We start from the raw sequence: 23,223 nt of genomic DNA, 5'->3' as shown, positions 1-23,223 counted from the left end.
AGCCCGGCGGCGCGTCCGTGGCGTTGCGAAAGCTCGTGGAAGAAGCACGCCGCGCCAATGGCGATCTGGATCGCGCGCGCGCGGCCAGGGATGCCGCCTATCGCTTCATGTCCGTGATGGCCGGCAACCTCGCGGGCTTCGAGGAAGCCTCGCGCGCCTTGTTCGCCGATGACCGGCGGCGATTCGTCGGCCTCGTCGCCGGCTGGCCCGACGATATCCGCGACCACGTCGTCAAGCTCGCCTTCAGCGATCGCGCCGAGCCCTAGGCGCGATCGCGCTCTAGCCCATCTGCCAAGTCTCTCTCATCCGCCATCGCACCGGTGCGCGGCAACGATCTGTCACGTCTTCAGCAGGAAAACTGTCGTGTCGAAATCCCCCCCTCTCTGGAAGACGTTCCTCGTCTTCCTCGCACCCCTGATGCTGAGCAACGCGCTGCAATCGCTGTTCGGCACCGTGAGCAACGCGCTGCTCGGCCAGATGATCGGGGTCGACGCGCTGGCGGCGGTATCGGTGTTTTTTCCCGTGATGTTTTTTCTGTTCGCGTTCGTCATGGGCCTCTCTACCGGCGCCACCGTCCTGATCGGGCAGGCCTGGGGTGCGGGCGAACAGGACAGAGTGAAGGCGGTGGCGGGCGCGACGCTCGCGCTCGGCCTCCTTCTTGCCGCCACCATTGCCGTGCTTGGCGGGCTGTTCAGCCGGCAATTGATGAACGCGCTCGCGACGCCGCCCGATATTCTCGATCAGGCCAGCGCCTACGCACGTGTCGTGCTGCTGACCATGCCGCTCGGCTTCGTCTTCCTGCTGATGACGGCGATGCTGCGCGGGATCGGCGACACGCTGACGCCGCTGTTGGCGCTGGCCTTGTCGACTGCGATCGGGTTGACCCTGACGCCACTGCTCATGCGCGGCTGGCTCGGATTGCCCGCCACCGGCGTGACCGGCCCGGCGTGGGCGTCGGCTGCTTCCAACGCGCTGACGCTGCTGGTGCTCGGCTTATATCTGCGTCACAGCAAGAGTCCGCTGGCGCCGGATGCCGAATTCCTGCGCAGGCTGCGGCTGGATGGCGTTCTGCTCGGCAAGATTCTGGGCATCGGAATCCCGAGCGCGGTCGGGATGGTGGTGATGGCGGTTGCCGAACTGGTGCTGCTCGGCCTCGTCAACGGCTTCGGCTCTGATGCGACCGCCGCCTATGGCGCGGTCAACCAGATCATGGGCTATGCGCAGTTCACCGCGATATCGATTTCGATCACGGTGTCGATCCTCGGCGCGCAGGCGATCGGCGCCGGCCAGAGCGACCGGCTGGACGCCATCGTCCGGACTGGCTTGCTCCTCAATCTCGTCCTGACCGGCGGGCTGGTGGCGCTGATCAGTCTGTTTCCCCGTGTCGTGCTGGGCATCTTCATTACCGACGCCGCCGTGCTCGATCTCGCAAGAAACCTCCTGGCCATTGCCTTGTGGAGTTCGGTGCCGTTCGGGATGGCGACCGTCTTCTCGGGCGCGATGCGTGCGGGCGGCGTCGCCCTGGCTCCGATGCTGCTGTCGATCTTCGCCATCGTCGCGATCGAGATACCCGCTGCCGTGATCCTGAGCCGGACCGTCGGGCTGGAAGGGGTCTGGGCCGCCTACCCTATCGTGTTCTGCGCCATGTTCGTCCTGCAGTTCGGCTACTACGCGCTGGTATGGCGCCGCCGTCCGCTTCAACGGCTGGTTTAGCGACGGAACAGCTCGCGCGTTCCTACAATATTACGCTCGTCATAATACTGTGGACGCGATGGTTGCCATGCGCCAGAATGCGGCAAAACATCCAAGGAGACTGCCGTGACCTCAAATCCGCAATTCCTGTTCGACTTCGGCAGCCCCAACGCCTTCCTCAGCCACGAGGCGATCCCCGCGATCGAACAACGCACCGGCGTGAAGTTCGAGTATGTGCCGGTCCTGCTCGGCGGCATCTTCAAGGCCACCAACAACAGATCGCCCGCCGAAGCATTCGCCGGCATCAAGAACAAGCGCGAATTCCACGCGCTGGAGACCGAGCGCTTCCTGAAGCGGTTCGGGGTCAAGCCTTATGTCTGGAACCCGTTCTTCCCGGTCAACACGCTGCATTTGATGCGCGCGGCGATAGCAGCCCAGTTCGAGGGCGTATTCGAGAAATATGTCGAGGCTGCCTTCCATCACATGTGGGTCGAGCCGAAGAAAATGGATGATCCCGAAGTTGCGGCCAAAGCGTTGGCCTCGTCCGGCCTCGATGCCGCCAGGCTATTGGCGCGCTCGCAGGACACCGATGTAAAGGCCAAGCTGATCGAGAATACGCAAAACGCGGTCGAGCGTGGCGCGTTCGGCTCGCCGACCTTCTTCGTCGGCAAGGAAATGTTTTTCGGCAAGGAACAGCTTCGCGAAGTCGAGGAAATGATCTCGGGGAAATAGCCGCCCCGATTCGACTGTTTGGCGGGAAGTGGTAAAGAAGCGCATGGTGAGCGGCGAATAGTTGGGAGCAGGAAGAAGCCGATATTTTCTACTCGCCATTCGTCGCCTCCAAGACCAATACTCCAAGACCAATAACAAGAGGAAGTTGTTCCATGCGTATTCTCGTGGTCGGCGCCGGCGCCATCGGCGGCTATTTCGGCGGCAGGCTGCTGCAGGCCGGGAACGATGTCACCTTCCTGGTCCGGCCGAAGCGCGCTTCCGAGCTCGCGAGCGCAGGCCTTGTCATCAAGAGTCCCGCCGGCGATGTGACACTGAAGAACCCGCCGACGGTGCAGGCTGACAAGCTCGCCGAGCCGTTCGACGTGGTGCTGCTGAGCTGCAAGGCGTTCGACCTCGAAGACGCGATCAAGTCCTTTGCTCCTGCGGTCGGACCGAATACTGCGATCATCCCGCTGCTCAACGGCCTGCTGCACCTCAACGTGCTGGACAAGAAATTTGGAGCGGAACGCGTGCTGGGTGGCCTCTGCGCGATTGCGGTGACGCTCAACGAGGCCCGCGAGGTGGTGCAGCTCGCGCCGATGCAGTCGCTCAATTTCGGCGAGCGTGACGGTGCGATGTCGGAGCGGGTGCGCGCGATCGCGAAAGCGTTCGACAGCGGCAAGTTCGGCGCCGTCGCCAGCGAACACATCATGCAGGACATGTGGGAGAAGTGGGTTTTCCTGGCTTCGCTGGCGGCCTCCACCTGCCTGATGCGCACCTCGGTCGGCAACATCCTGGCCGTTGCCGGCGGCAAGGATTTTCTGCTCGGCATGCTCGATGAGTGCGCCGCGATTGCAAAGGCCTCGGGCTTTGAACCAGCCGGCCCGTTCTTCCAGCGCACCGCCGGCCTGTTGACGACCGAGGGTTCGCCAATGACCGCCTCGATGTTCCGCGACATCAAGGCGGGCCTGCCGGTCGAGGCCGATCACGTGATCGGCGATCTCGTTGCCCGGGCCGACGCCGCCAAGATTCCGGTACCGAAGCTGCGGATCGCTTACACCCATCTCAAGGCGTATGAGAAGCAGCGGGGATGATCCCTCACCCGCCCCTTGAGGGGGCGGGTCGACGCTCATGCAATGAGCGGCGGGGTGGGGTGACGGTCTCTCCACATCCGATAGTGCCCGAGTGGAGAGATCAACCCACCCCGTCCGCATCTAGAGATGCGCGAGATAATGTGCCAGCGCCTCGATCTCTTCCTCGCTCAGCGGAAAGGCGACATCGGCCATCGCCGCCATCGCGCCGCCGGCCCGCACGCCCGACTTGTAGTCGCGCAGCGCCTTGACGAGATATTCTTCGCGCTGGCCGGCAATGCGGGCGACGGCCTTGGTGCCGGCATAGGTATCCAAATGGCAGGAGGCGCAGCGCCGGCCGGCGGCCGCCTGCGCGCCCTTGGCTGACAGATCCGGATTGTCGTCGGGTTTCGGCGTCTTCGGCGGTGGCAGTGAAGCAAAGTAGGCGCCGAGGTTGCGGATATCCTCATTGTTGAGCTGTTCGACGATCGGCTGCATCTGCTCGTTCTTGCGGGTGCCGGCCCGAAAGAACACGAGCTGCCACTGAATGAACAGGTCCGGCTGAGCCGCCAGCGAGGGCATGTTCTCCATCTGCGAAATGCCGTTCTCGCCATGGCAGCCGACGCAGAGCTCGGCCTTTTCCTTGCCGGCGGCGATATCGGCGGCGTAGGCAAACGAGCCGCAAGACATCAGAACCACCAGCGCTCCGACCAATGCCCTTCGCATCTCAGCTACTCTCCGCCATACGCTGCAAACAACGGAGGCTGCGGCCACCCGTTCCCGAGTAACCGCAGCCTCCGATCGTTCACGTCCTACTTCTTGTAGCTGATGCGATAGACGGCGCCGGCCCAGTCGTCGGACACCAGTATCGATCCGTCCTTGGCAAGGATGACGTCGTTGGGCCGACCGAGATAGCCCGTATCACCCTCGAGCCAGCCGGAAGCAAAGATTTCCGACTTGGGGTTCTTGCCGTCGGCATCGACGATCACGCGCTTGATCCGGGCGCCCTGGTACTTGTAGCGGTTCCAGGAGCCGTGCTCGGCGATCAGGATGTTGTTCTTGTACTCGGCCGGGAATTGATCGCCGGTATAGAACTTCATGCCGAGCGGCGCCACGTGCGCACCAAGATTCACCACGGGCGGCGTGAACTCCGAGCACTTGTGACCCATCGCGAATTTCGGGTCCGGCATGTCTCCCTGATGGCAATAAGGATAGCCGAAATGCTCGCCGATCTTCGAGATCATGTTGAGCTTGTCGCTCGGCATGTCATCGCTGATCCAGTCGCGCGCGTTCTCGGTGAACCAGTAACGCCCGGAACGCGGATCGACGTCGCCGCCGACGCTGTTGCGGACGCCGAGCGCCCAGATCTCGGCATTGCCGGTCTTGGGATCGACGCGGCGAATCTGCGAGAGGCTGGTCGGCGGAATGCCGATGTTGAAGGGCGGTCCGAACGGCAGATAGAACCAGCCATCCTTGTCGACGGCGATGTATTTCCAGCCATGCGCGACGTAGGTCGGCATGTCGTCATACACCACCTTGCCCTCGCCGAGCTTGTCGAGATTGGCTTCGGCGTTTTCGTATTTGATCAGCTTGTTGATCGCGACGACGTAGAGCGAGCCGTCAAGGAACGCCAGACCGGTGGGCATGTTGAGACCCTTGAGGACGGTCTTGACCTCCCTCTTTCCGCCATTGTCCTTGATCGCATAGACGTTGCCGAGGCTGAAGGAGCCAACAAACAGCGTGCCCTTGTCACCCCAGGCCATCTGTCGAGCCTCCAGCACGTTGGAGGCGTAGACTTCGATACTGAAGCCATCAGGCAGCTTGATCTTCTTCATCATCGCCGCAAGCTCGGCCTCCGATGCGCCGGTCGGCGGACCGGAAGGCGGCGCCTGACCTTTCTGGGCCTCGGTCTCGTCGCCGAGGAACCAGTCCGGCGGCGGGTTGGTCCAGAAATCCTTGGTGCCGGACTCGTATTTTTTCAGAGGCTTCTGTTGCGCGCTGGCCTGGCTGGCCCCCGCGACAACGAGGATGGCTGCGAGCGCAAGAATGGATCGATTGAAAGCCGATTTCATCGCGTCACTCCCTATGCAGCCTGGCGGCTGCGCGTGTTATTTATTTGGGAACGTTCGAGAGACGAACTTGGTCTGGTGAAGTGAGAACAGACCGGGAAATGGTAGCACATCCCATCGGGGAGAGAAGCGCGGGCGCCGCGGCTCCGTCCGACGAAAGCAAATTGTGAGACGGATTGATAACTCATGGCGGCTCGAACAACGTTCGCCATTGTGCCCGCTGCACCGCAATATTCGCATCGAGCGAAACGCGACCGTCTCTCCACAAGGCACACGAGTGGGCGGCGTTCCATATCAAGCGGATCGCACGCGTTGTCGTTTCCTGTGGGCAAACGAACAACGCAATTGTGGCCCATTTCATACGGCAGAGAATGAATCCCTGAGAAACTTTCGCATACCCTGACAAATGTCGGTCCCCGTCGACCGAGTTGAGCGAGCGTCCGTATGGCCAACAAGCGGATCATCCTGCTCTCGGACGGCACGGGCAATTCCGCCGGCAAGGTCTGGCGGACGAATGTCTGGCGGGTCTTTGAATCGCTGGATCTGACCAGCTCGCAACAGATCGCGTTTTACGACGACGGAGTCGGCACCTCCTCCTTCAAGCCGTTTGCAATCCTGGGCGGCGCGTTCGGTTTCGGGCTGAAGCGAAACGCGCTCGATATCTACAAATTCGTCTGCCGCAACTATTGCTCGCATCTCGACTATCTGGCGCTCGAAGCCGTGGCGGCGAGGACCGAAAATCGGGCGGAGCGATACGGCCCCTGGCAAAGCGACGACATCTTTGCGTTCGGCTTCAGCCGGGGCGCCTTCACCATCCGCGTCGTGAACGGACTGATCTGCGCCCAGGGACTGGTGAATTACCGGACCGAGGAGGAGCTCGATCGAAAGGTCGCCGCGGCCTACCGGGCGCACCGGGCCGAAACGTTCAAGTCACGGTTTCAGGTCGAATGGGTGTTTCGAAAGCTGCGCAACCTGTTCGTTTCCGCCAAGCACGACAAGAATGAACGCCCGGTAGACCACGTGGCTTTCCTGGGCCTTTGGGATACGGTTGCCGCCTACGGCCTGCCCATCGACGAGATGACGCGTGGGGTCAGCCGTTATCTTTGGCCGCTCGAACTCCCTGACCGGCAACTTCATCCGCTGGTCCGCAAGGCGTGCCACGCCCTGTCGCTGGACGATGAGCGCACCACATTCCATCCGCTGCTGTGGGACGAGAGTCCGGAAACCGATCCGAACCGGATCACCCAGGTCTGGTTCGCTGGCGTGCACTCCAATGTGGGTGGCGGATATCCGGACGACTCGCTCGCCCACGTCTCGCTCACCTGGATATTGTCCGAGGCGCGCCGCCGCGGGCTGACCCTGAAGGCGGCACCAAACGCCGATCCCGACGCTTTCATCCGGGTACGGTCGATCCAGGACAAGGACGGCCGCATCTATGATTCACGAAATGGGCTGGGCGGTTACTACCGGTACGGCCCGCGAAGCGTAGCCGCGCTTTCGGACACGAGATTTTCCGATGACAAGCGCGACTGCGTGAAGATCGCAGTACCGAAAATCCACGAGAGCGTGTTCGACCGGATCGCCATCGATGCGCATCTCTATGCACCGGTGGGATTGCCACCGGCATATGAAATTCTGACCTATGACGAGAGGATCGTCACCCCGGACAGGCTGACCGTCCCGCCGGGCAGACCGAAATATGAGAGCCTGGCCAACGCCCACCAGCGTGAGTTCGTCCAAGAGCATGTCGTCGGAAGTTCGATCTGGCGCCGTCGCATCATCTATTTCCTGACCGTCATAGCGTCGATCTATCTGCTGACCTACCCGTTGACGTCGACGGTGCCGGCTCAAGCCGAGTTCGCCTCGCCGCTGCGTCCGCTTTCCGATGTCATTCGTATGGTAGGCCTAGCCCTTCCGGGGGCGGCCTCACGCTGGATCAATGCCTATGCAAGAGAGCCGCTCTGGTTTGTGCTTTGTGCAAGCCTTGTCGCGCTGCTGTTATGGTTGAGCGCCCGCCTTCGAGGCCGGATCACCGATCAGATGCGTCATGCATGGCGGGTGAGCCTTGCAAAGGTCGACTTGCATCACGGCAAATCCAAAGCGCCAAGCGGCGCGATCGCGCTGCCGATTGCGATTCTCTCCGTTTTGCTGCTGATCGCGCTCTATCCAGTACCAGGATGGTTTGGCTACGAATTGCCGCAGGCGTCCACCTCGCTGCAGACCTTCATCAAACGCATCACGCATCCCTATTTCCAGTTTTTCGCCGTCGTCATCCTGATCACGATGTTGCTCAGCGATAGCTTCATCGCGGGCTTCAGGCTGAAGGACGTCTACCGACAATTCATCACCGACATCAAGCTGAAGGTTGCCCCTGCATTTTTTGCAGTCATCTTCCTGGTCGGCGGCTTTTCGCTTGCCAGCCACTATCTCTTCAATATCCGCGACAGCCTCGGCAACTTTTGCAAACCGGCGCAGAAGCCGGTCGCGCTCGACGTCTGCGATCCGGATGACATGAAGCTGTGCAAGCGGGCCTCCGACGGCAGCTTCCCCAGCACCTGCGCTTCGACAGCGTGTCGTGGCGTCGATCTTGCCGAATTCGACACCGCCAACCTTTGCACGCCGGTCGGCGTCACGCTTGAGAGGCGCGGACAATATCAGTTCGTCCTGGAGAAGGACGACGACTGGCGATTCCTCGGCGCGCCGTCGGGGCCGGGTGGTATGCCGCTTCGCGCCTTCCTGCCCGATTGGAAGAATGACGGCGTGCTCGATTCAGCCGTTGCGCTCGGACGGTTCGGTTTGCTTGCAGCAGCCTATCCGCTCAAGCGGACACTCGACCGGCCCATGGGACGCGTTATCCTTCGCTACGGCGAGACCGGCAATGAGGAGAACTTCATTGACGGCGAGCCGACGAACGGGCGGCTCGACGAGAAATTCAGAGCCACCCGCGACGGGCAATTGTTCATCTATCTGAACAAGCCGGTCAGCGGTGTCTTCCCCGGCCTGGTTCGCAACGTGAACTCAGGAAAGGCCCGGATCTGGGTCTATCGCATTCCGAGGTAAGCGCGCCGCAACGGCGCAAACGAAAGGCCGCCAAAGGGCGGCCTGTCGTTGGATCATGGCGTTGCCGATCAAAGAAATCTGGAGCGGGCGAAGGGGCTCGAACCCTCGACCCCGACCTTGGCAAGGTCGTGCTCTACCACTGAGCTACACCCGCATCCGAGATGGCGGCGATCGCTCGCCGTCAGCGGCAGACCTATGCCAAATGCGGACCGGGAATGCAACAGTCCGAACGCAATCTGATGACGCCTGTTTAATCGATTTCATTAACAAACGTGCTCGAATCAGCTCGAAACCACGCCCGATCGGCCCAACCGGGTCAAAGGGTGCGATTCGGAACCAGGATCGGGTCACTATCGGCCTGCGGGCGATTCTGCCCCAAACGCCAACAGGAGGGCTCCGAACGGCGCGGCCCGCGTCCCGAACGCCAATCGACACCGGCGCAAGCCTCAAGTACCGCCCCCATCACCGCATGACGGGGGCGGGCGGAGGTTTTTTGCCCCCGATCTCCGCTCGGGCCGGGTGGCGGAACGCCCCCCTGCGACCAATTGAATTTTGTGGCCAAGCCGCCATCTAGCGGATGAGAACTTGGTTCCGGGACGTGCTAGAACCCCACCCTGTTTCCGACCAGCACCCGCAAAGCACATCAGGCGAGGATACCGTGACGATAGTTGAGCAGGGCGGCGGCCCGGCACCGCAGGCAGTACCCGATCTGATCAAGGAGACGACCACCCAGGCCTTCGTGAAGGATGTCATCGAGGAATCGAAGCGGCAGCCGGTGCTGATCGACTTCTGGGCGGAATGGTGCGGCCCCTGCCGACAGCTCACGCCCGTGCTCGAAAAGGCGGTCCGCGCCGCCAAGGGCAAGGTCAAGCTGGTCAAGATGAATATCGACCACCATCCGGCCATTCCGGGCCAGATGGGCATCCAGTCGATCCCGGCCGTGATCGCGTTCGTCAACGGCCAACCCGCTGATGGCTTCATGGGCGCGGTGCCGGAGAGCCAGGTCAACGCCTTCATCGACAAGCTGACCAAGGGCATGACAGCGCCGGGCGAGCCGAACATTGCGGAAATCCTGCAGGAAGCCGAGGCCGTGCTGGCGGAGGGCGATCCGGCCGCAGCAGCCCAGATCTATGCCGAGGTGCTGGGCTTTGATGCTACCAATATCGCGGCGCTGGCGGGATTGGCGAAGTGCTACGTGACGACGGGCGCGATCGAACAGGCCAAGCAGACCCTGGCGATGGTTCCGGAATCGAAGCGCAACGACGCTGCGGTCAAGGCGGTGCAGGCCTCGATCGACCTCGCCGAGCAGGCGCAGTCGGTCGGCCCGGTGACCGAGCTGGAGCAGAAGGTCGCCGCAAACCCGCTCGACCATCAGGCGCGATTTGACCTGGCGACCGCGCTCAACGCGCTCGGCAAGCGCAGCGAGGCGACCAACCAGTTGCTGGAGATCGTCAAGCGCGATCGAAAATGGAACGATGACGGCGCGCGCAAGCAGCTCGTGCAGTTCTTCGAGGCCTGGGGCGGCGCCGACGAAGCGACCGTCGAGGGACGAAAGCGGCTGTCGACGATTCTTTTCTCGTAGACCGATCCAAATCCGTGGAAACTGGTTTGTGAAGAGCATACGCACCAAACCAAGAAACTGACCGGAACCGCCGATGCCGATCAATGCCGAATACCGCGGACCCGGCGAGCTTCCCGAAATCGTTCCGGTGTTTCCGTTGCCGGGCGCGCTGTTGCTGCCGCGCGGCCAGATGCCGCTCAATATCTTCGAGCCGCGCTATCTGGCGATGGTGGACGACGCACTGCGCGACGGTCACCGGCTGATCGGGATGATCCAGCCGGATATTTCCCACTCTAGAGACGAGGCAAGGCCAGAGCTCTTCCGGGTCGGCTGCGTCGGCCGCATCACCCAGCTCGCCGAATCCGGCGACGGGCGCTACATCCTCGAATTGACCGGCGTCGCCCGATTCAAGGTCGTGGAGGAAATCAGGGTCCTGACCGCGTACCGGCAATGCAAGGTGGACTTCTTCCCTTATGTCGACGATTTCGTCGCGCGCAAGGGCGAGGAAGCGGTCGACCGCACGGCCTTGCTCGACGTGCTGACCGACTTTCTCAACGCCAACAATCTGAAAGTGGATTGGGAAGGTATCGAGAGCGCGCCGAACGAGGCGCTGGTCAACGCTCTCGCAATGATGTCGCCCTACGGCCCGGCGGAGAAGCAGGCGATGCTGGAAGCGCCCGACCTGAAAACCCGCGCCGAGATCCTGATCGCGGTGACCGAAATGGACCTCGCCAAGAAGCGCACCAGCGGCGACACCGGGTTGCAGTAGACTCAATCCCGCCGTCAGTACGCGGCTGCCCTGACTTCGCTAGGCCGCCTCAGGGATTTGACGTGTCGGTGCATCATTTTCAGAACTTCGGCGGCGCATATTGGCCGATTGAAGTAATAGCCTTGCATTTCATCGCATGCCTCTGCGCGGAGAATCGCCAGCTGTTCCCCGGTTTCGACTCCTTCGGCTGTCGTCGTCTTGCCGAGACTGGTTGCAAACCGAACCACCGCGCGTGCGATCAGCCGTGACTCTTCGTTTGTACCCGACAACGCGTTGACGAAGCTACGATCGATCTTGATCTTGTCGAATGGAAACTTCTGAAGCAGGCTCAGCGATGAATAGCCGGTGCCGAAATCATCGAGGGCAATTCGCACGCCCAGTCCGTGCAGCTGATCCAGCGCAGCGAACACCGCCTCGCTGTCATGCATGGTGATCGTTTCGGTGACCTCGAGCTCCAGCCTCTGGGCAGCTATGCCCGAGTTCGCGAGCGCGCCGACGATGGTCGAAACCAGCTCCTTGCTCCTGAATTGAGCAGGTGACAGATTTACCGCGATCTTGAGGTCATCGGGCCATTTGGCCGCCTCGCTGCAAGCGGCCCTCATTACCCAATCTCCGATGGGCAGGATCAAGCCTGTCTCTTCCGCCAGCGGGATGAATTCGGCCGGCATGATCAAACCGCGTTGCGGATGATGCCAGCGCAAGAGTGCCTCAAAGCCGGAGGGTTCGCCACTTCCGGCATTGATGATCGCCTGGTAATGAAGCTCGAATTCACCCCTGGCAAGCGTATCACGCATGTCGCGCTCCATATTGCGCCGGGCATGCATGAGCTGGTCCAGCTCGGGCTCGAAGAAGCGGAATGAACCGCGCCCGCCGCTCTTGGCCGAATAGAGCGCGAGATCCGCACTCTTGAGGATCTCGTCAGGGTTGGCGCCGTCGCGTGGCGCGATGGCAATGCCGATGCTGGTGCCGATGGTCACCTGATGATCGCCAAGATCGAACGGTTTGCAAAGCGCGTGGCTGATTTTCTCGGCGAGACCCGTGGCTTCGACGACGGGGTTGGTCACGTAGTCGATAACGGCGAACTCGTCGCCGCCCAGCCGTGCAATCAGGGCGGTATCGCGGATGCATTCGAGCAACCGCGCGGCGACGGCTTGCAGGAGCCGGTCGCCTGCCGGATGGCCGAGCGTATCGTTGACTTCCTTGAAGCGATCGAGATCGAGCATGAACACGGCAAGGCCGGATCCTCCCTCTCGGGTGATTGCGAGGGCGTGCTCCATGCGCACCCGCAGCCGTACGCGATTGGGCAGGTCCGTCAGCGCGTCATGCTGGGCCATATGAATGATTCTGGCTTCGGACTGTCGCTGCTCGGTGACGTCGAGGTGAGTTGCCACCCATCCTCCGTCTGCCATTGGTTGCCGGGTAACGCAGATCAATCGACCGTCGGCGAGTTCGTCGACCCTGCTTGCGACGGCGTCGGGCGGCAACGCATTCAGCGCGGAGAGCAACCGGTTCGCGGCGCTATCGCTGGTCTCGCCTTTGAGAATGCCGTTCGCAATCCGATGCGCGATGACTTCGTGGTGCGGCGTTCCCGGCTCCAGCAGTTCCGGCGGCAGCCGATACATTTTGGCATAGCGATCATTGCATACGACAAGCCGCTTCTCGGCATCGAACATGCAAAGGCCCTCGCCCATGTGATTGATGGCCGTGTCCAACCTGAGCTTCTGTTCCTGCAATTCTCTTTGCGATGCTTCGACCTCTTGCCGGGCGAGCGACAACTGGCTGATGATTTCCTCGAATTTGCGGGTACGGTTGGCAAGACGGCGATCCGCCAGCACCCCGATAAGGCTCATCCCGAGCACCGACAAGGCCACGCCGGCAATCAGCAGCGCGAGGAAGGTCGGAGAAAGCGACAAGGTGTCGGTCGTCCGCGTCGGATCGGGAACGATCAACGCCGCGCCCATCGCGATAAAATGATGCGAGACGATGGCCAGCGTCAGCAGGAGCGCGGCAGCAAGCGTTCTCCGCCGGTCGATATGGCGCGTAGCGATGGCCAGAGCGGCACAGCCGAAGAACATGCCGAAAGCGATCGATGCCAGCACGAGATCCGGCGCCCAGCTCACGTGGCCGGGCACCTCGAGCGCCCACATGCCGAGATAGTGCATGCTCGCAATGCCGGCGCCGATAACCGCGCCACCGACGGGGGCACGCCACCGGTCTGGATCGCTGGCAGCAAAACCAAGTCCGCAGGAAGTCAGTATCATCGCCGCGGCGAGCGACAATGCGGTCAAGGCGATGCCGTACCCGGTTGAAACGCCCGGCTCATAGGCGAGCATGGCGATGAAATGGGTCGCCCATATCCCGTATCCGATCGCGGCGCCGGCAATCGCAATCCAGATCAGCCGCGTCCTGGCTTGCGACGCGACGGCGCGATGAAAAATCGTGACGGCAACGATACAGGCAACGAAGCAAACCAGGCCGGCGAGCAAAACAAGTCGCCAATCGTGCTCGGCAGTAAGACAGCTAAGAACGCGAAACATGCTGTTGATCCCATCGGTAACACCGTCGATGAGATATTTGACCAGCTTCCTTCACGTTAATTTGCGGCAATGACCGACTGCATGCTTATTGCAGCGTAAAACTAATTTGCGAAATGACGCGCGTGCACCGTGAAATCACGGCAAAATTTGCGGCCCGTATCCCGCCGCGCTCTCCGGCTACCAGCGCACGATGGTCGAGACCTCGTGAGCTAGTAGCCCGCGACCGCCAGCACAACGACGGCGCCGAGCGCTTTCCAGCCGAAACCGCGGCCGCGCGACCACCAGGCATTGGCGGCGGCCGCAAAGGCGTAGACCGCGACGATCGTCACCACGATCCAGTGCCGTGCGCTCTCAGATCCCATCGACGGCGCGGCAATCAGCAGCACGCCGCCGCCGATCCACGCCACCGTGCCCGCCTGCCAGACCAGTCGGATAAGGGTCCGCAAGCTCTCCGGCTGGATGGTAGCTTTGGCGAACACCTTGGTTTCTCCCAAAACCCCGTGAATCAGGGCCACTATTATGCCGGCGACACCGGCACACTGCAGAATGAGATCGCGCATCGGAACGCCTCCATACAGCACTGTATGGTTATGCGCCGCGTTCTGGCGCCTGTCAATACAGTAGTGTATGGTAGCGGGAATATGAGCGATCAACTCTCTGCAAAGGACTGGGTCGACCAGGGCCTGAAAGCGCTGGCGAGCCGCGGCTTCACCGCGCTCAAGGCGGATACGCTGGCGAAGACGCTGCGGGTGTCGCGCGGCAGCTTCTACTGGCATTTTGCCGATATCGCCGCGTTCCACGCCGCGGTCCTCGCGCGCTGGCACGAGGTCGCTGCCGAGCAGATCATCGCTAATGTCGAGGCAGCGTCGAATGACGAGAACCCGCTGGCGCGGCTGCTGCGCCGCGTGTTCGGCGAACGGCTGATGCTGGAGAGAGCCGTACGCAGCTGGGCCAGCGTCGAGCCCGCCGCGCGTGCTGCCGTGCAGGCGATCGACCGCCGGCGGCTGAACTATGTGGAGGGCCTTCTGACGCAGTCGGGCCTGTCGGCGGAAGCCGCCCGCACCCGCGCGCAAATCCTTTATTGGGCGTTTCTCGGATTTGCGCTATCGGATCAGCCGTTGCCGAAGGCGCGGCAGCAGGCCGTCATCGACGAGCTGGTGCGGATGGCAACGTCATGACATCAAGCGGTCTTGTATGCTAAGGACCACGCCAATCCGGAGACGATAGATGAACGCCCTGCCCGAACGCCTCGACAGCACCGTCGATCCGAAATTGCTGGAGATCCTGGTCTGTCCGGTGACCAAGGGTCCGCTCGAATTCGATTCAGCCCGACAGGAACTGATCTCGCGTTCGGCGAAACTCGCCTATCCCATTCGCGACGGCATTCCGATCATGCTGCCGGAAGAGGCGCGGAAGATCGATTGATCGGCCACACCGGCCCCTCCGCGTCATTGCGAGCGAAGCGAAGCAATCCACTTCGCCGCTTGTGGCGAAATGGATTGCTTCGTCGCTTCGCTCCTCGCAATGACGGTGCGGAAACTACAACGCCTCGCCCTTCAACAACCGGGGCACCTCGCCGGATAATCCTGCCGCCTGCTTGATGAAAATGCTTTTCAGCGGCGGCGCGCGATCCACCAGGCCGAGACCGATGTCGCGCACGGTGCGCAGCAGCGTCGATTCGTTGGAGAACAGGAAGTTCAGCGAGTTGGTGGCGAGGCCCATCGCCATGGTGTCGAAGCGACGCCAGCGCTGGTAGCGGTCGAGTACGTCGGCCTGCCCGGGATCGATGCCGAGCCGGGCTGCATCGACCACGACCTCGGCCAGCGCAGCGACATCCTTCAGGCCCATGTTGAGGCCCTGCCCTGCGATCGGATGAATCACATGCGCGGCGTCGCCGACCAGCGCCAGCCGCTCGGCGATGAACGAACGCGCGACGAAATAGCCGAGCGGAAACGCGCGCGGCTGGTCGAGCGCCTTGATCTCGCCGAGATGCAGCCCGAAGCGCTTCTCGAGTTCGTCATGGAATTCGGCTTCGCTGAGCGCGATGATGCGCGCGGCCTCGGTGCGGGTCTCCGTCCACACCAGCGACGAGCGCTTTCCGGTCAGCGGCAGGATCGCAAACGGCCCTGCGGGAAGAAAATGCTCTTCAGCGCGGCCGTGATGATCGCGCTCGTGGCCGACGGTGACGACGATGCCGGATTGATCGTAGTCCCAGCCATGGGTGGCGATGCCGGCGCGCTCACGCAGCCGCGAGCGCGCGCCATCGGCAGCGACCAGCAGGCTTGCCTCGACGACATTGCCATCGGCGAGCGTCACGGCGACGCCGTCGGAGCGCGAATCGTAAGCCGAAACGGCGGTGGCTCGAAGATCGACGCCTTCCGCCTCGGCGCGCGCGACCAGCGCATCGATCAGGCGGCGGTTTTCGACCATGTGGGCAAACGGCTCGCCGGGCTCGACATTGCCGGCAAAGGTAAGGAACACCGGCCGGGTGGCGTCTTCCAGCTTGGAATCTGTGACGACCATATCGAGAATCGGCTGCGAGTCGGCCGCGATCTGGCCCCAGACGCCAAGCGCCTCGAACAGCCGCCGGCACGCGGCGACAATGGCGGTTGCCCGTGGATCGCGGCTCGGCCGCGTGGCCAGAGCGGGATCGGCCACGATGACGGGAACGTCCCGACCGAGGCCCTGGCGGAACGCCAGCGCCAGCGCCAGCCCGGCAAAGGCGCCGCCGCAAATGACAATGCTTCGCTGTGCCGCCATATGATCCTTACCCGGTTACGTCGTCACGTTAGACGAGGCTTGCTACCTGATATTAGCTGGGCGAAACAGGCTCACAAAACAAGGCTGAGCCGTCATTCCGGGACGATACGTAGTATCGGACTACGGGGCGCCCCTTGCGCCCCTGAGAATCTCGAGATTCCGGGTCTGGTCCTTCGGACCATCCCGGAATGACACATGACCAACCGAAAGCGCTCCCATGTCCAAAGGCCTGATTGATCTAATTTCCATTCTCGATCTGGAGCCTCTGGAGGTGAATCTGTTCCGCGGCAACAGCCCGAAGACGAGCTGGCAGCGGGTGTTCGGCGGGCAGGTGATCGGGCAGGCCATGGTGGCGGCGTGCCGCACCGTCGAAGGCCGGCTGCCGCACTCGATCCATTGCTATTTCATCCTGCCGGGCGATCCCCAGATCCCGATCATCTATCAGGTCGAGCGCTTACGCGACGGCAAGAGCTATTCGACGAGGCGCGTCACCGCGATCCAGCACGGCAACGCCATCTTCTCCATCATGGTGTCGTTTCACGCGGAGGAAGAAGGCGCCTTCAACCATCAGGACAAGATGCCCGATGTGCCGCCGCCGGAAAAACTCACCGCGGAGGAAGTGGCGAAGCAGCCGATGTTCCGCGAGATGCCGGAATTCATCCGCCGCTATTACGAATCCGACCGGCCGATCGAGCTGCGCCCGGTCGAACTCGGCCGCTATTTCGGCCAGAAGATCGACGACGGTCGCATCCATGTCTGGATTCGCACCGCGGCCAAATTGCCCGACGATCCAGCGCTGCATTTGTGCGCGCTGGCCTATGCGTCGGATTTCTCGCTGCTGGATGCCGTGATGGCGCGCTATGGCCGCACGCTGTTCGACAAGCGGATGATGCCGGCGAGCCTAGACCACGCAATGTGGTTTCACCGGCCATTCCGCGCCGACGAATGGCTGCTCTACGCGCAGGACTCGCCGAGCGCGCAAGACGGCCGCGGATTGACCCGCGGCCTGATCTTCAAGCCCGATGGGACGCTGGTGGCATCGGTCGCCCAGGAAGGCTCGGTGCGCCAGCGCAAATAAAGACCACGCAACTCGCAGGGTGGGCAAAGCGACTTGTCCGCCGTAGCTCGAAGTGCGAAGGCGGAAGCGTGCCCCCCAATTCTTTCGACGACTGGCGTGGTGGGCATGGCGCAAGCGCGCCATTGCCCACCCTACAAACTCCGCGCCAACGGCAACGCTTCCTTACGCGTTCGCCATCGTACCGCGTTCGGCGAGCGCGAATTGCGACGCATACCAGCGTGCGTACCAGCCCAGCACCCACGGAATCGGAATGATGAAGAAACTGGCGATCACGAACACGAGGGTTCGCCACAGCACTTCCAGTCCGGATGCGGTGAAGATGACTTCGCGACGCGTGCCGTCGATGTTGCGGCAGATCCAGCGCATCCAGGCCGTGACCACCCAGGCCCAGCCGACGATGGTAATGAACGACACATACAACAGCACCTGCCAGCCGATATAGCCCAGTGCGCTGCCGTTGAAGGCGATCGGAAGCTGCTGGCCGTTGGAGCTCAGGTTCGCAGCGATCCAGCGGATGACCATCCACGCCAGCACGGCCTGAATCGGGATCGAGAGGTATTGCAGGTAGTAGAGGTCGGCCGAACCGACATAAGTCAGAACGCCGATCGCAATGAAGACATACCAGATGTCGAGGGGTTGGCCGGTGAAGGCGAGGTTCGGCCGGCCCGGCACGTAAAGCCGGGAAAAGACCCAACGATAGTACCAGGTCGCAACCCAGGGCGACGGAATCACCAGCACCATGCCGATGACGAACACTATGCTGCGCCAGAGGAGCTCCCAAATGCTGACGTCGATCGAGAGCGCGCCGCCAGCGTAGCTTCCGGCTCCGACCGGGGGCGGGCCGCCGGGCTGCGCATAAGCGGGTGGCCCCGAGCCGCCGGGTACCAAGCCTGGGATTTCTCCTGCCCGCTGCCAGCCCGACATCCCCTCGGTCCATACCAGCGTATCCGCGCCAACAGCCCCCCGGGTAATGAGGTCGCGAAGCTGGGCCTCCGGATACGGCCCCTGTTGCTGGCCATTGGCGGCATAAAACCACGATCGGTTCGACATTTTATTTCCTTGAGCCGTGGAAAATGGAGAAAGCCGGCGGGCGGCTGGGAGTGAAACCTTATTTTGGCGGACGTTGCGGCCGCCTGTACAGTGATTGACGTCACCAGCTCGAAATGTTTTCCCCTTCTACCTGCAACTTTTTTGTGCCATTTGCCCAGAAAGATGCCAGATTTGTGTAGGCAGCGAGCCGCCGGACGGTCGGCCTGCCACGTGCTTAAAAAGTATCCATGGAAATGAAGGCCTGACCATGAAACTTGTCGTCGCGATCATCAAACCTTTCAAGCTTGACGAGGTGCGCCAGGCGCTGACGGCCATCGGCGTCCACGGCATGACGGTGACCGAGGTCAAGGGTTACGGCCGCCAGAAGGGCCACACTGAAATCTATCGCGGCGCCGAATATGTCGTGAACTTCCTGCCCAAGCTTCGAATCGAAATCGCGGTCGCCTCCGACGTTGCCGACAAGGCAGTCGAGGTCATCACCGCCAACGCGCGCACCGGGCAGATCGGCGACGGCAAGATCTTCGTTACGCCAATCGACCACGCGCTCCGAATCCGCACCGGCGAGACCGATAGCGACGCGCTCTGAGGCATCACTGAATTCAAGGCGCGGCGGCGACAACGCCGAACGCGCGAAGCCAAGAAACGACAACGACACGACAACACGGCGGGGGATTCCATGGGGGCACCATCTCATCGTGCAGCAGGCCTTGCTGCGCTCATCGCGCTTGCAGCGAGTTTTGCGCTCGCCACGCCGGCCTTCGCCGAGACCTCCACCATCAACGCCGCCGACACGGCGTGGATGATCGCCGCCACCGCGCTCGTACTGATGATGACGATACCGGGTCTGGCGCTGTTCTATTCCGGCATGGTGCGCAAGAAGAACGTGCTGGCGACCATGGCGCAGAGCCTCGCTGCCGTTGCGCTGATCTCCATACTCTGGGTGGCGTTCGGCTATTCGCTGGCCTTTGTCGGCGATGGCGCCTGGATCGGCACGCTCGACCGCTGGTTCCTGATCGGCATGACGATGGAGAGCGTCAACCCGGCGGCCAAGACGATTCCGGAAGCGCTTTTCATGCTCTACCAGATGACGTTTGCGATCATCACGGTGGCGCTGGTGGCGGGCGCTGTGGCGGACCGGATGCGGTTTTCGGCCTATCTCCTGTTTTCCGTCGGCTGGTTCATGTTCGTCTATGTGCCGCTCGCGCACTGGGTCTGGGGCGGCGGATTCCTGGCCACCATGGGCGTGCTGGATTTCGCCGGCGGCCTCGTCGTGCATCTTTCCGCCGGCATCGGCGGACTGGTAGCCGCGACCGTGCTGGGCCGGCGTCATGGCTATGGCAGCGAGAACCTCGCGCCGTTCGACCTGTCGCTTGCCGTGATCGGCACCGGATTGCTGTGGGTCGGCTGGTTCGGCTTCAATGGCGGATCGGCGCTGGCGGCAAATTCGCGCGCGGTCATGGCGATCACCGCGACGCATCTGGCCGCCTGCGCCGGCGCGCTGACCTGGGCCGCGATCGAATGGGCGACGCGGCGCAAGCCGTCGGTGCTCGGCATGATCTCGGGGGCGGTGGCGGGCCTTGGCACCATCACGCCGGCCTCCGGCTTCGTGGCGCCATGGCACGGCGTCGTGATCGGCGTCGTCGCGGGAACGCTCTGCTTCTGGGCCTGTACCTGGCTCAAGCAGCGCCTCAAATATGACGACTCGCTCGACGTGTTCGGCGTCCACGGCGTCGGCGGAATGACCGGCACGCTGCTTGCCGGCGTCTTTGCGGTGAATGCGATCGGCGGCACCGCCGGCCTGATCGAGGGCAATCCGCAACAGGTCCTGACCCAGTTCTACGGGATCCTGGCCACCCTGGTCTGGTCCGGCGGCATCACCTTCGTGCTGCTGAAACTGGTGGGCGTGTTTGCACCGCTGCGGGTCTCGCTGCAGCAGGAGCTGGAGGGGCTCGACATCTCGCAGCATGGCGAAGCGCTGCAATAGGCTGCCCATCCCGTTACCGTTTTCTTGCCCTGCCGCTAAGCAGGATTGTGTCGCCAGTCAGCGCGTGCCCACGTTTTGGGCATGCGTGATTACGCTTTGGGCGCGACGGAATGGCGCAGGAAGGGGCAATCCCCCCAGAATACGAAAAGAGCCGGATTCATAATCCGTTAGGCAGCGGTCTCGATCTGGCACGGCATTTGATTCTAAGGGTCCCGGCTGTGCCCGCGTAGTGAACATCTCCGCGAGGTGATCTCAGTCGAGAACGCCCGGTCCCTCCGAGCCGGGCCCAAGCGGGGACCAAGACCCATGAAAATTGTTATGGCGATCATCAAGCCATTCAAACTGGAAGAAGTCCGCGACGCCCTGACCGCCATCGGCGTTCACGGCCTCACGGTGACGGAAGTCAAAGGTTATGGCCGTCAGAAGGGCCACACGGAAATCTATCGCGGCGCCGAATATGCCGTGAGCTTCCTGCCAAAGATCAAGATCGAGGTCGCCGTCGCCTCTGACCAGGTCGACAAGACCATCGACGCCATCACGTCAGCCGCCAAAACCGGACAGATCGGCGACGGCAAGATCTTCGTCATCAACCTCGACCATGCGGTTCGCATCCGCACCGGCGAGGCGGATGCCGCGGCCCTCTGATTTCGCGCTCAAACCTTACAATTCAGGAGTAAAATCGATGACGTTTAAACGTCCCTATAGCGCGGGACTGGCGGCCCTCGCAGTCGGCATGCTCGCCGCGACCGCGGCCTACGCCGAACCGACCGTCAACAAGGGCGACAATGCCTGGATGCTGACGTCGACAGTGCTGGTGCTGTTGATGACCATCCCGGGCCTGGCGCTGTTCTATGGCGGTCTTGTCCGTTCCAAGAACATGCTCTCGGTGCTGATGCAGGTTTTCTACACCGTCTGCATCGTCGTCGTGCTCTGGGCTCTCTATGGCTACAGCCTCGCCTTCACCGGCGGTTCCGACTTCATCGGCGGCTTCTCGAAAGCCTTCCTGATGGGCGTCACGACGGATTCAAAGGCGGCGACCTTCAGCGTCGACGCCAACATCTCCGAACTGATCTATGTCTGCTTCCAGATGACGTTTGCGGCGATCACCCCCGCCCTCATCGTCGGCGCCTTCGCCGAACGCATGAAGTTTGCGGCGGTTGCCTTGTTCGTGCCGCTCTGGGTCACGCTGATCTATCTGCCGATCGCGCACATGGTCTGGTACTGGCCCGGTCCGGACGCGATCACGGATGCAGCCAAAGCGATCGCGGCAGCGGGCTCTGACGCAGCGGCAAAGACCGCCGCCGAGGCCAAGCTTGCCGAAATCAAAGCCGACGCCGGCTGGATCTTCAAGAAGGACGCGATCGACTTCGCCGGCGGCACCGTGGTGCACATCAATGCCGGTATCGCCGGTCTCGTCGGTGCGCTGCTGATCGGCAAGCGTGTCGGCTACGGCAAGGAGCTGATGGCCCCGCACTCGCTGACCATGTCCATGATCGGCGCTTCGCTGCTCTGGGTCGGCTGGTTCGGCTTCAATGCCGGATCGAACCTCGAAGCCTCCGGCGGCGCCGCGCTCGCCATGACCAACTCCTTCGTTGCGACCGCAGCGGCGGCGATGGCTTGGATGTTTGCGGAATGGATCGTCAAGGGTCATCCTTCCGTGCTCGGCGCGTTGTCGGGTGCGGTGGCGGGCCTCGTGGCGGTGACACCCGCAGCCGGCTTCGCCGGTCCGATGGGAGCGATCGTCCTCGGTCTCGTGGTCGGCATCGTCTGCCTGTTCTTCTGCACCGTGGTGAAGAACTCGCTCGGCTATGACGACTCGCTCGACGTGTTCGGCGTCCACTGCGTCGGCGGCATCGTCGGCGCGCTAGGCACCGGCATCCTGGTCAATCCGGCCCTCGGCGGCACCGGCGTGATGGATTACGTCGCCGGCAAGGTCGGCGAGTACGACTTCGTCGCCCAGATGACCGCGCAGCTCTGGGGCGTCTGCACCACGCTGGTGTGGTCGGGCATCGGTTCGGCGATCATCTACAAGGTGGTCGACGTGATCGTCGGCCTGCGCGTCAACGTCGAGACCGAGCGTGAAGGCCTCGACGTCACCGAGCACACCGAGCGCGCCTACAACATGTAAGTTCTCCGGGGTGCGATCCCCAGGGACAACGTAGTCGTTGTCCCGAGGGTCGCATCCACAACTCCGGTTCGGGCACATACCCGGCAATGCCCTGACCGTTGAGGGGCTCCAGCGCAAGCTGGGGCCCCTTTCTTTTTGCCAGGAGACAAACGCCATCACGCGGTCTTACCCGTGAGCCAGCCGTATTTCGCGCTGAGCTTTGGAAACAGGACGTCCAGTTCGTCCTCGTCCTGCCACTCGGCCCCCTCGGGTTGATCCGGCATTCTCCGTTGCGGCCGATCGCCGGCAGCCGTCACGACGCCGTCGGTTACGGCGTATTGATACCCTTCGTAGAACCAATCCTCGTCGTCGTCAGGTTCGTCGGCGAGCGAATCCGGGTTCGACAAGGCACGCTCGAATGCCTGACGCCCCCGGGAAATCAACGAGGAGCAAAAGTCGTCGAAAGTATCGTCGCTGCATCCGCCGTTGATGACGTAAGCCGCGCCCCACAGCGTGTGGCTGTAGGCCTTGCCCATCATGGTGTCGAACAGTTGCGCGAATTCAATCGCGTCCGCCGCAGGCAGGGCCGAGATTTTTTGCCGCAGCACGCCGCATTTTCGCTCCATGTTGCCGCCCGAAGTGTCGTTCGCGTCCTGAACGATTTTCCAGAAACCGGTTTCGTCCATCACATGCTCCTGCTCAGCGGCACGCTGCGCCCTTTGATTGGATCTTTCTGCGTCTCACCCTTCGGTAGAGCCCGCAGCCTAACCCCGGA

22 protein-coding genes and 1 tRNA gene are annotated in these 23,223 nt (G+C 62.4%); 15 read left to right on the top strand and 8 right to left on the bottom strand.

The genetic code is table 11. The features are described 5' to 3' along the window. The 4 genes from CQ12_RS06625 to panE form a co-directional block, all read left to right on the top strand. Nucleotides 1-266, top strand: a 266-nt coding sequence (locus tag CQ12_RS06625) for a DUF2239 family protein (protein WP_157088036.1), incomplete at its 5' end; no start/stop codon positions are given. A 97-nt stretch (nucleotides 267-363) separates the two neighbouring features. Continuing rightward, on the top strand, nucleotides 364-1,713 hold the full coding sequence (locus tag CQ12_RS06620) for an MATE family efflux transporter (protein ID WP_057834538.1): 1,350 nt from the start codon (nucleotides 364-366) through the stop codon (nucleotides 1,711-1,713). Between the two features lie 105 nt (nucleotides 1,714-1,818). Further along, a complete protein-coding gene (locus CQ12_RS06615) occupies nucleotides 1,819-2,424 on the top strand; it encodes a 2-hydroxychromene-2-carboxylate isomerase (protein WP_057834537.1) in 606 nt (201 codons plus the stop codon). A 152-nt stretch (nucleotides 2,425-2,576) separates the two neighbouring features. Next, complete coding sequence (gene panE, locus CQ12_RS06610; protein WP_057834536.1) at nucleotides 2,577-3,497, top strand: 2-dehydropantoate 2-reductase; 921 nt, start codon at nucleotides 2,577-2,579, stop codon at nucleotides 3,495-3,497. 120 nt (nucleotides 3,498-3,617) lie between these two features. Here panE and CQ12_RS06605 read toward each other — a convergent pair whose 3' ends face one another. Together CQ12_RS06605 and CQ12_RS06600 are read right to left on the bottom strand one after the other, a co-directional pair. Continuing rightward, on the bottom strand, nucleotides 3,618-4,199 hold the full coding sequence (locus tag CQ12_RS06605; RefSeq protein ID WP_057834535.1) for a c-type cytochrome: 582 nt from the start codon (nucleotides 4,197-4,199) through the stop codon (nucleotides 3,618-3,620). A gap of 86 nt (nucleotides 4,200-4,285) precedes the next feature. Continuing rightward, a complete protein-coding gene (locus CQ12_RS06600) occupies nucleotides 4,286-5,545 on the bottom strand; it encodes a PQQ-dependent sugar dehydrogenase (RefSeq protein ID WP_057834534.1) in 1,260 nt (419 codons plus the stop codon). 441 nt (nucleotides 5,546-5,986) lie between these two features. Here CQ12_RS06600 and CQ12_RS06595 point away from each other — a divergent pair, with 441 nt between their 5' ends. Then, entirely contained in the window at nucleotides 5,987-8,602 is a 2,616-nt protein-coding gene (locus CQ12_RS06595; RefSeq protein ID WP_057834533.1) for a T6SS phospholipase effector Tle1-like catalytic domain-containing protein, read from the top strand. Nucleotides 8,603-8,681: 79 nt separating this feature from the next. Here CQ12_RS06595 and CQ12_RS06590 read toward each other — a convergent pair. Beyond that, a tRNA-Gly gene (locus CQ12_RS06590) sits at nucleotides 8,682-8,756 on the bottom strand. Between the two features lie 504 nt (nucleotides 8,757-9,260). Here CQ12_RS06590 and trxA point away from each other — a divergent pair. Beyond that, nucleotides 9,261-10,184, top strand: coding sequence for a thioredoxin (gene trxA / locus CQ12_RS06585; RefSeq protein ID WP_057834532.1), 924 nt, complete (start codon nucleotides 9,261-9,263; stop codon nucleotides 10,182-10,184). Between the two features lie 73 nt (nucleotides 10,185-10,257). Next, a complete protein-coding gene (locus CQ12_RS06580; protein ID WP_057834531.1) occupies nucleotides 10,258-10,932 on the top strand; it encodes an LON peptidase substrate-binding domain-containing protein in 675 nt (224 codons plus the stop codon). 14 nt (nucleotides 10,933-10,946) lie between these two features. Here the strand turns inward: CQ12_RS06580 and CQ12_RS06575 are convergent, their stop codons facing one another. Next, nucleotides 10,947-13,265: a bifunctional diguanylate cyclase/phosphodiesterase gene (locus tag CQ12_RS06575; RefSeq protein WP_347337416.1), complete on the bottom strand. Its 2,319-nt coding sequence runs from the start codon at nucleotides 13,263-13,265 to the stop codon at nucleotides 10,947-10,949. Between the two features lie 9 nt (nucleotides 13,266-13,274). Between CQ12_RS06575 and CQ12_RS46070 the strand changes: the two genes are divergently transcribed. Further along, complete coding sequence (locus tag CQ12_RS46070; RefSeq protein ID WP_245309769.1) at nucleotides 13,275-13,529, top strand: hypothetical protein; 255 nt, start codon at nucleotides 13,275-13,277, stop codon at nucleotides 13,527-13,529. Nucleotides 13,530-13,678: 149 nt separating this feature from the next. Here the strand turns inward: CQ12_RS46070 and CQ12_RS06570 are convergent, their stop codons facing one another. Next, nucleotides 13,679-14,029: a hypothetical protein gene (locus CQ12_RS06570; RefSeq protein ID WP_057834529.1), complete on the bottom strand. Its 351-nt coding sequence runs from the start codon at nucleotides 14,027-14,029 to the stop codon at nucleotides 13,679-13,681. Nucleotides 14,030-14,110: 81 nt separating this feature from the next. On the opposite strand from CQ12_RS06570, the gene CQ12_RS06565 reads away from it, so the two are divergent. Together CQ12_RS06565 and CQ12_RS06560 are read left to right on the top strand one after the other, a co-directional pair. Continuing rightward, a complete protein-coding gene (locus tag CQ12_RS06565; protein WP_057834528.1) occupies nucleotides 14,111-14,647 on the top strand; it encodes a TetR/AcrR family transcriptional regulator in 537 nt (178 codons plus the stop codon). 49 nt (nucleotides 14,648-14,696) lie between these two features. Further along, the gene (locus CQ12_RS06560; protein ID WP_057834527.1) at nucleotides 14,697-14,894 is read left to right on the top strand and encodes a Trm112 family protein; all 198 of its coding nucleotides are present in this window, start codon (nucleotides 14,697-14,699) and stop codon (nucleotides 14,892-14,894) included. Nucleotides 14,895-15,008: 114 nt separating this feature from the next. On the opposite strand, the gene CQ12_RS06555 is transcribed toward CQ12_RS06560, so the two are convergent. Beyond that, on the bottom strand, nucleotides 15,009-16,229 hold the full coding sequence (locus CQ12_RS06555) for a ubiquinone biosynthesis hydroxylase (RefSeq protein WP_057834526.1): 1,221 nt from the start codon (nucleotides 16,227-16,229) through the stop codon (nucleotides 15,009-15,011). Between the two features lie 217 nt (nucleotides 16,230-16,446). Here CQ12_RS06555 and tesB point away from each other — a divergent pair, with 217 nt between their 5' ends. Continuing rightward, on the top strand, nucleotides 16,447-17,307 hold the full coding sequence (gene tesB, locus CQ12_RS06550; RefSeq protein WP_057834525.1) for an acyl-CoA thioesterase II: 861 nt from the start codon (nucleotides 16,447-16,449) through the stop codon (nucleotides 17,305-17,307). Nucleotides 17,308-17,469: 162 nt separating this feature from the next. Here tesB and CQ12_RS06545 read toward each other — a convergent pair whose 3' ends face one another. Then, nucleotides 17,470-18,357 (bottom strand): DUF4339 domain-containing protein, encoded by an 888-nt coding sequence (locus CQ12_RS06545; RefSeq protein WP_057834524.1) that lies wholly within the window; start codon nucleotides 18,355-18,357, stop codon nucleotides 17,470-17,472. 247 nt (nucleotides 18,358-18,604) lie between these two features. Between CQ12_RS06545 and CQ12_RS06540 the strand changes: the two genes are divergently transcribed. The 4 genes from CQ12_RS06540 (at nucleotide 18,605) to CQ12_RS06525 (ending at nucleotide 22,469) form a co-directional block, all read left to right on the top strand. Then, nucleotides 18,605-18,943, top strand: coding sequence for a P-II family nitrogen regulator (locus tag CQ12_RS06540; protein WP_028348351.1), 339 nt, complete (start codon nucleotides 18,605-18,607; stop codon nucleotides 18,941-18,943). 90 nt (nucleotides 18,944-19,033) lie between these two features. Beyond that, nucleotides 19,034-20,341 carry an ammonium transporter gene (locus CQ12_RS06535; RefSeq protein ID WP_057834523.1) on the top strand — a complete coding sequence of 436 codons (1,308 nt, stop codon included), beginning with the start codon at nucleotides 19,034-19,036 and terminating at the stop codon, nucleotides 20,339-20,341. A gap of 306 nt (nucleotides 20,342-20,647) precedes the next feature. Then, nucleotides 20,648-20,986 carry a P-II family nitrogen regulator gene (locus CQ12_RS06530; protein WP_008142813.1) on the top strand — a complete coding sequence of 113 codons (339 nt, stop codon included), beginning with the start codon at nucleotides 20,648-20,650 and terminating at the stop codon, nucleotides 20,984-20,986. Between the two features lie 37 nt (nucleotides 20,987-21,023). Continuing rightward, nucleotides 21,024-22,469, top strand: coding sequence for an ammonium transporter (locus CQ12_RS06525; RefSeq protein WP_057834522.1), 1,446 nt, complete (start codon nucleotides 21,024-21,026; stop codon nucleotides 22,467-22,469). A gap of 155 nt (nucleotides 22,470-22,624) precedes the next feature. On the opposite strand, the gene CQ12_RS06520 is transcribed toward CQ12_RS06525, so the two are convergent. Beyond that, a complete protein-coding gene (locus CQ12_RS06520; protein ID WP_057834521.1) occupies nucleotides 22,625-23,134 on the bottom strand; it encodes a DUF4240 domain-containing protein in 510 nt (169 codons plus the stop codon). Nucleotides 23,135-23,223 lie beyond the last annotated feature (89 nt).

The organism is Bradyrhizobium jicamae, assembly GCF_001440395.1.
GTDB classification, from domain to species: domain Bacteria; phylum Pseudomonadota; class Alphaproteobacteria; order Rhizobiales; family Xanthobacteraceae; genus Bradyrhizobium; species Bradyrhizobium jicamae.
This window is presented reverse-complemented; position numbering and strand designations above follow the sequence as displayed.